This window comes from Peterkaempfera griseoplana (genome assembly GCF_001418575.1).
Classification (GTDB): domain Bacteria; phylum Actinomycetota; class Actinomycetes; order Streptomycetales; family Streptomycetaceae; genus Peterkaempfera; species Peterkaempfera griseoplana.
The window spans coordinates 1-7,093 of record NZ_LIQR01000602.1; the positions used below are offsets into that span (position 1 = coordinate 1).

General features: G+C 73.9%; 5 protein-coding genes. 1 reads left to right on the plus strand and 4 read right to left on the minus strand.

What is annotated here, in order from left to right; genetic code table 11:
- Positions 1-48 precede the first annotated feature (48 nt).
- A complete protein-coding gene (locus AOK09_RS33900) occupies positions 49-813 on the plus strand; it encodes a L,D-transpeptidase family protein (RefSeq protein ID WP_055591059.1) in 765 nt (254 codons plus the stop codon).
- Positions 814-841: 28 nt separating this feature from the next.
- On the opposite strand, the gene AOK09_RS33905 is transcribed toward AOK09_RS33900, so the two are convergent.
- Genes AOK09_RS33905 through fdh form a run of 4 tightly spaced genes read right to left on the minus strand, consistent with a single transcriptional unit; the run spans position 842 to position 6,946 of the window.
- Entirely contained in the window at positions 842-1,636 is a 795-nt protein-coding gene (locus tag AOK09_RS33905) for a trypsin-like serine peptidase (protein ID WP_245687602.1), read from the minus strand.
- 38 nt (positions 1,637-1,674) lie between these two features.
- The gene (gene nrfD, locus AOK09_RS33910; RefSeq protein ID WP_055591061.1) at positions 1,675-2,742 is read right to left on the minus strand and encodes an NrfD/PsrC family molybdoenzyme membrane anchor subunit; all 1,068 of its coding nucleotides are present in this window, start codon (positions 2,740-2,742) and stop codon (positions 1,675-1,677) included.
- Complete coding sequence (locus tag AOK09_RS33915) at positions 2,739-3,707, minus strand: 4Fe-4S dicluster domain-containing protein (protein WP_055591062.1); 969 nt, start codon at positions 3,705-3,707, stop codon at positions 2,739-2,741. Before AOK09_RS33915 ends, nrfD begins: the two co-directional genes overlap by 4 nt.
- The gene (gene fdh / locus AOK09_RS33920; RefSeq protein ID WP_055591063.1) at positions 3,704-6,946 is read right to left on the minus strand and encodes a formate dehydrogenase; all 3,243 of its coding nucleotides are present in this window, start codon (positions 6,944-6,946) and stop codon (positions 3,704-3,706) included. Before fdh ends, AOK09_RS33915 begins: the two co-directional genes overlap by 4 nt.
- Between the last annotated feature and the right edge of the window lie 147 nt (positions 6,947-7,093).

Below are 7,093 nucleotides of genomic sequence, written 5' to 3' on the forward strand. Positions count from 1 at the left end.
GCCCCGCACCACCTCTCCGCTTCCCTTCGCACCGACAGGTGATCAGCCATGCCCCTCCCCCGCCACGTCCGCAGCGCCGTCACCCTGGTCGCCGCTGCCTCGCTGGCCTCCTGCGCCGCCCGTCCGGCGGCCGCGCCGCCGACGGAGGTGCGGCCCGTGTCGGCGTCCTCGGCGCCCGCGCAGGCCGCGCCGCCCCCGGCGGACCAGGACGGACTGGCGGTCCCCGACGGTCTGGGGCCCGCGGTGCTGGACCGAATACCCGGCGGGAGCCGCCAGCTGCTGGTGGTCACCGGCGATGCCGAGGGGTCGTGGCGCTCCACGGCCGTGCTCTGGCGGCGTGACGCGGCAGGCCGCTGGCACCCCGGGCCGGCCTGGGTGGCGCACAACGCCCGGCTGGGCTGGACCGAGCACCACCGGGAGGGCGACCTGCGCAGCCCGGAGGGGGTGTGGACGCTCAGCGACGCGGGCGGCCGACTGCCCGACCCGCGCCCGCACGGCGGGCTGCCGTACCACCGCTCCGACGCCTTCGCCACCAGCGGCACCGGCTTCCTGGGGGAGCCGCTGACCGGCTCCTTCGACTATGTGGTGGCCATCGACTACAACCGGGTGCGCGGCACCTCGCCGATGGACGGCGCGCGTCCACAAGGCGGCGCCCTCGGCGGCGGGATCTGGCTGCACGTCGACCACGGCGGTCCCACCCATGCCTGCGTGGGGCTGTCCAAGTCCGACATGGCCTCACTGATCCGGCAGCTGGACCCCGCGGCGCATCCGGTGGTGGCGATGGGCACCCGGGCGTTCCTGGCCCGCGGCTGAGGCGCCCGGGCGCCGGGTCCGGCCCGGTTCAGCCGCCGTGCGCGACGGCGGTGCGGTACAGGCCCCTGATGCCGCTGCCGAAGTAGGAGCTGTAGGAGACCTCGTCGGTGTCGCCGCCCTGCTGGTGGCCGCCGATCACGCCGATGACGGTGCCGATGTGGCTGCTGTGGTCGACCGCGGTCACCCAGGGGCTGCCGCTGGTGCCGAGGCTGTAGTCGGTGCAGTCGATGCGCAGCTGGCCGCGGCCGACGCGGGAGGCGGTGTTGACGCAGGACAGGGGCTGGTCGCTGGAGTCGGGGTAGCCGGTGAGGCGCACCCGGCGGTGGTCGCCCGGGTCGATGCCGAGGTGGTTGCCGCCCACGGTGTCGCCGAGCCGCCTGCCGTGCAGTGGGGCGACCACGGCGAAGGCCACGTCGAAGTCCTCGTCGGCGCCGTGGGACCAGCGGCGGTCCACATAGACGGCGGAGATCCGCCAGACCCCGTAGGGGGCCCTGCCGTTGCGGTAGCCGGGGGCGAAGGTGACACCGTCCGCGCCGTCGTCCAGGCAGTGGGCGGCGGTCACCAGCAGGCTCCGGCCGGGGCTGTCGACGACGCTGGCGGTGCAGAAGTGACCGTCGGCGAGTGCGCCGTGGAACAGCGGCCCGACCCGGGACGCCTCCGGGGTGCGGTGGGAGACGTGGGCCTGGCCGGGCACATGGCCGCCGGCGCTGGTGGTGCCGGCGCCCGCGGCCAGCAGCAGCCAGCTGAACACCGCCACGGCCGCCGGCGACACCGGTCGCCTGCGGCGGTGCGGGTCGGTCCGCCGCCGCCTTGTGATCCTCATATCTCCACTGTGCCGTACCGGACCCGCGCGCACCGACGTCATACGCGCCCCCGCGCACCACTCTGCCCCGCTCGGCGCCGCCCGAGCCGCTCCCGCTGCGGCAGCACCGTGTACTTCGGGTCCTTCGCCGACTCCAGCCCCGCATGGAAGACCCCGAAGCGGGTGCAGGCCGAGGCGGCGAGCAGGGCGACGCCGCCCGCCGCCGACACGGCACGGCTGCGGCCGCCGAACAGCGCCCCGGCCGCGCCCACGGCCGAGAGCACCTGGCTGGCCCGCATCAGCCGCCCGGCGGTGCCCTGGCGGTAGGTCTCGGCGACCACCCCGATCCGGTGCTCCAGCAGCGCCGTCGCGGCGTTCTCCACCGCCGCCCCCAGGACCGCGGTGGAGCGCGCCGGGCCGTTCTCCGCCACCGGGGCGACCACCATGGCCATCCCGGCGGCGGCCGCGGCCGCGGAGCCGACGAAGACGAAGGGCAGCTCACGATGGCCGTCGTGCCAGGCCGGTACGGCGGTGTCGGCGGCGAGCACGGCGGTGTACGCGGCGACGGCCGGGCCCAGCAGCGCCGCGGCGGCGGTGGCGGCGGCCCCTCCTGCCCGGCGCAGCGGCAGCGGCACCACGGCCGGGGCGCGGTCCAGCAGGGCGGCGGCCCCGGCGGCCGGGCCGTAGGCGGCGAGCAGCCAGGAGCCGACGGACATCGGCGAGGTCGGCTTGAGGACCCGCAGCATGTTGGCGAACCGGCCGGGCCTGCCCAGGTCGTGGACCAGGGCGGCGGCGGAACCGGAGACTGCGGCCAGCGAGGAAAGCTTCATGGCCCTGGCCGTCACCGGCCGCCCGGTCAGCTGGGCGCCCGCCGCCAGTACCGACCCGGCGCCGGCCAGGCCGCCGAGGAAGAAGTACCCCGCGATGTTCAGCGGCTTCCACCCCGGGGGCTTGAGCACGGGCCGGCCGTAGTACGAGGTGAACTCGGCCTGCGGCACCATCGGCTGCTCGGCGCGCCCGCCGCGCCGACGGCGGTCCCGCCCGCGGCCGACTCCCGCGCCGGTCTCGGCCTCGCGGCCGGGACGCACCCCGCGCAGCCCCTCCCTGGTGACGTCGGAGCTGCTCATCGGCGGTTCCTTCCGGGTCGGCCGTGGGCGGCGAAGACGGCCGCCAGGCCGCCGAGCAGCCCTGCGGCGGCGATCGCGGCCTGGCGCCACATGGCGGGCAGGTCACGGGTGGTGACCTGCGGGTCCGGCGGCAGCCCGTACACCTCGGGGTCGTCCAGCAGCAGGAAGAAGGCCCCGTCGCCGCCGACGCCGTCCTCGGGGTCGTGCCCGTAGAGCCGGGCGTCGGTGACGCCCAGCTCGTGCAGCTGCGCCACCCGCCCGGCGGCCCGCTCGCGCAGTTCCTCCAGCGGCCCGAACTGGATGGACTCCGTGGGGCAGGCCTTGGCGCAGGCCGGTTCCATCCCGGCGCCCAGCCGGTCGTAGCACATGGTGCACTTGAAGGCGCGGCCGTCGCCGGGCCGCTGCTCGATCACGCCGTAGGGGCAGGCGGGCACGCAGTAGCCGCAGCCGTTGCAGATGTCCTGCTGGACCACGACGGTGCCGAACTCCGTGCGGAAGAGCGACCCGGTGGGGCAGACGTCCAGGCAGGCGGCGTGGGTGCAGTGCTTGCACACGTCCGAGGACATCAGCCAGCGCAGCTCGGTGCGGCCGTCGGGGCTCGGCGGGCCCGGCGTGGTGGGGGTGATCGCGGCCTTCTCCACCGGGGTGGCGGAGCCCTGGGCGGCGAGGGCCAGCACGTCCACCCCGCTGTGGTCGACGGCGGCCGTGCCGGCCCCCAGGGGCTTGGCCTGCTCGACGAAGGCGACATGCCGCCAGCTGGAGGCGCCCAGGCCCTGGGTGTTGTCGAAGGACATGCCGGTGAGCTCCAGGCCGTCCTCGGGGACGGCGTTCCACTCCTTGCAGGCCACCTCGCAGGCCTTGCAGCCGATGCAGACCGAGGTGTCGGTGAAGAAGCCGACCCGGGCCTGGCCGCCGCTGTGGCCCGCCTCCGCCGCGGGATCGGGTCGGGGCGTTGTGCCGGTCATCCTCGGACCTCCCTGCCGGTGGTTTCGGTGATCCCGGCCCGCTCCCGGTACTCGCGGAGCAGGTCGAGCAGCTCGGGTCCGCGCGGCCGGCGGCCGGGGCGGATGTCGGCGGTGAGCGCCTTGTCCTCCTGGATGTGCACATTGGGGTCGAGGGCCATCGCGGTCAGCTCGTTGGCGGCGTCGCCGGTGGTGACGCCGTTGGGGCCCCAGTGGAAGGGCAGGCCGATCTGGTGGATGGTGCGCCCCTGCACCCTCAGCGGGGTCATCCGCTCGGTGACCAGCACCCGCGCCTCGATGACACCGCGCGCGGTGACCAGGGTGGCCCAGCCGGTGTGCCGCAGGTCCCGTTCGGCGGCCAGCTCCGGGGAGACCTCGCAGAAGAAGGCGGGCTGCAGCTCCGCGAGATAGGGCGACCAGCGGGTCATCCCGCCCGCGGTGAAGTGCTCGGTGAGGCGGTAGGTGGTCACCACGTACGGGAAGACCTCGGCGCCGGGCTCGTCCCCGCTGGGGTGCGGCCGGTTGCCCTCGTGGGCGGGCAGCTGCCGTACGGGGTTGCGTTGCTGGTCGCGGTAGACCGGGTTGCGGACCGGGGAGTCCTGCGGCTCGTAGTGGGTGGGCAGCGGTCCGTCCACCAGCCCCGCCGGGGCGAACAGCCAGCCCTTGCCGTCGGCCTGCATGATGAACGGGTCGTCGCCGGCGAGCGCGTCGGTGCCGGCGGCGTCGTCGGGCGGGCGGTAGGAGGGGGCGCGGTCGGGGATGAAGTCCGGTATGTCGTGGCCGGTCCAGCGGCCCTGTTCGGCGTCCCACCACACATAGGCCTTGCGTTCGCTCCACGGGTTGCCGTCGGGGTCGGCCGAGGCCCGGTTGTAGAGGATGCGGCGGTTGGCCGGCCAGGCCCAGGCCCACTCGGCGGCGACCCAGTCCTGCTCGGTGTGCGGCTTGCGGCGCGCGGCCTGGTTGACGCCCTCGGCGCGGACGCCGCAGTAGATCCAGCAGCCGCAGGAGGTGGAGCCGTCGTCGCGCAGCTCGGTGTAGGCGTTCAGGGGGCGCGACCCCTCGTATCCGTTGATCTCCGCCAGCACCGCCTCCGCGTCGGGCTCGTCCAGCGGACCGTGCACCGGGTAGTCCCAGGTGAGGTCGAGCACCGGGCGGTCCACGGGGTCGGTGGAGTCCTTCAGCCGCTCCCGGATGCGGCGGCCCAGGTGGTACATGAACCACAGGTCGCTGCGGGCGTCGCCGTCGGGTTCCACGGCCGCGAAGTGCCACTGCAGCATGCGGTTGGTGTTGGTGAACGAGCCGTCCTTCTCGGTGTGGGAGGCCGCGGGGAAGAAGAACACCTCGGTGGCGATGTCCTCGGTGCGCAGCTCCCCGGTCTCGATCTCCGGGCCGTCCTTCCACCAGGTGGCGGACTCGATCAGGGAGAAGTCCCGCACCACCAGCCACTCCAGGTTGGCCATGCCCTTGCGCTGCATCCCGGCGTTGGCCGAGCCCACGGCGGGGTTCTCCCCCATCAGGAAGTAGCCCTTGCAGGTGCCGTCGAGCTGGGCCAGCACCGTCTCATAGGTGCTGTGGGAGCCGGTGAGCCTGGGCAGGTGGCCGAAGCAGAAGTCGTTCTCGGCGGTGGCCGCCTCGCCCCAGTAGGCCTTGAGCAGCGAGACCACATAGGCCCGCATGTCGGCCCAGAAGCCCTTGTCGGTCTTCACCGCGGCGATGAAGGAGTCCAGGTCCTCGTGCTGGTGGGCGTGCGGCATGGGAATGTAGCCGGGCAGCAGGTTGAACAGGGTGGGGATGTCGCTGGAGCCCTGGATGGAGGCGTGGCCGCGGAGCGCCTGGATGCCTCCGCCGGGGCGTCCGATGTTGCCCAGCAGCAGCTGCAGGATGCAGGCCGCGCGGATGTACTGGGCGCCCACGGTGTGCTGGGTCCAGCCCACCGCGTACACGAACTCGCTGGTGCGGTCGGGTCCGGAGTTCTCCACCAGGGCCCGGCAGACCTCCAGGAAGGTCTCCTGGGGGATGCCGCAGGTCTGCTCCACCAGCTCGGGGGTGTAGCGGGCGTAGTGCCGCTTGAGGATCTGGTAGACGCACCGCGGATGGGTCAGGGTCTCGTCCCGGTGCGGGTGGCCGCCGACGGCCGCGCCGCCCGAGCCGTGGGACTCGCCCTGCCCCGACTCGGACACCCGCTGCTCGTACTGGGTGTCGCGCTCCCCGGAGGCCGACTGCACCTCGGCGCCCTGGTACTGCCAGCTGCGGAGGTCGTAGTGGCCGGTCTGCTCGTCGAGCCCGGAGAAGACCCCGTCGAGGTCCTCGGTGTCCTGGAAGTCCTCGCCGACCAGGGTGGCGGCGTTGGTGTAGTTGAGCACGTACTCCCGGAAGTCGGAGCCGGTGCTGAGCACATGGTTGATGATCCCGCCGAGGAAGGCGATGTCGGTGCCGGCCCGGATGGGGACGTAGAGGTCTGCCAGGGCACTGGTACGGGAGAACCGGGGGTCGACATGGATGACCTTGGCCCCGCGGGCCTTGGCCTCCATCACCCACTGGAAGCCCACCGGGTGGGCCTCGGCGAAGTTGGAGCCCTCGATGACGATGCAGTCGGAGTTCTGCAGGTCCTGGAGGAAGGTGGTGGCGCCGCCGCGGCCGAAGGAAGTGCCCAGGCCCGCGACGGTGGAGCTGTGGCAGACCCTCGCCTGGTTCTCGATCTGGACCACGCCCAGGGCCGTGAACAGCTTCTTGATGAGGTAGTTCTCCTCGTTGTCCAGGGTGGCGCCGCCGAGGTGGGCGATGCCCATGGTGCGGTTGACGGTGACGCCGTCGAACTCCCGCTGCCAGGTCTCCCGGCGGGTGCGCAGTACCCGGTCCACCACCATGTCCAGGGCGGTGTCCAGGTCGATCTGCTCCCAGTCGGTGGCGTACGGGCGCCGGTAGAGCACCTGGTGGCGGCGGGCCGCACCAGTGGTCAGCTGGAGCGTCGCCGAGCCCTTGGGGCACAGCCGGCCGCGGCTGACCGGCGAGTCGGGGTCGCCCTCGATCTGCACCACCCGGCCGTCCTTGACGTAGACGTTCTGGGCGCAGCCCACCGCGCAGTACGGGCAGACGGACTTCACCACCCGGTCGGCGGTGGCGGTGCGGGGGGTCAGCGACCGGGTCGCAGCCGAGGTGGCCGCCGCGCCGCGGCCCAGCGGGTCGCCGCCGCTGAGCTGCCGGTACACCGGCCATTCCTGGATCCAGGTGCGTATGCCCATCTGGGGTCCTCTCCCGTGGATCGTGCCGCTGTGCGGGTGCCCGTTCCGCGGCGGTTCATCCCTGGCGGTTTTCCTGCCGCTCCGCGGCGGGCGGTCCCGGCCGGGCCGCCGGCGGCACGGCGGCCCGGCGTGGCGGCGGGCGGGGGC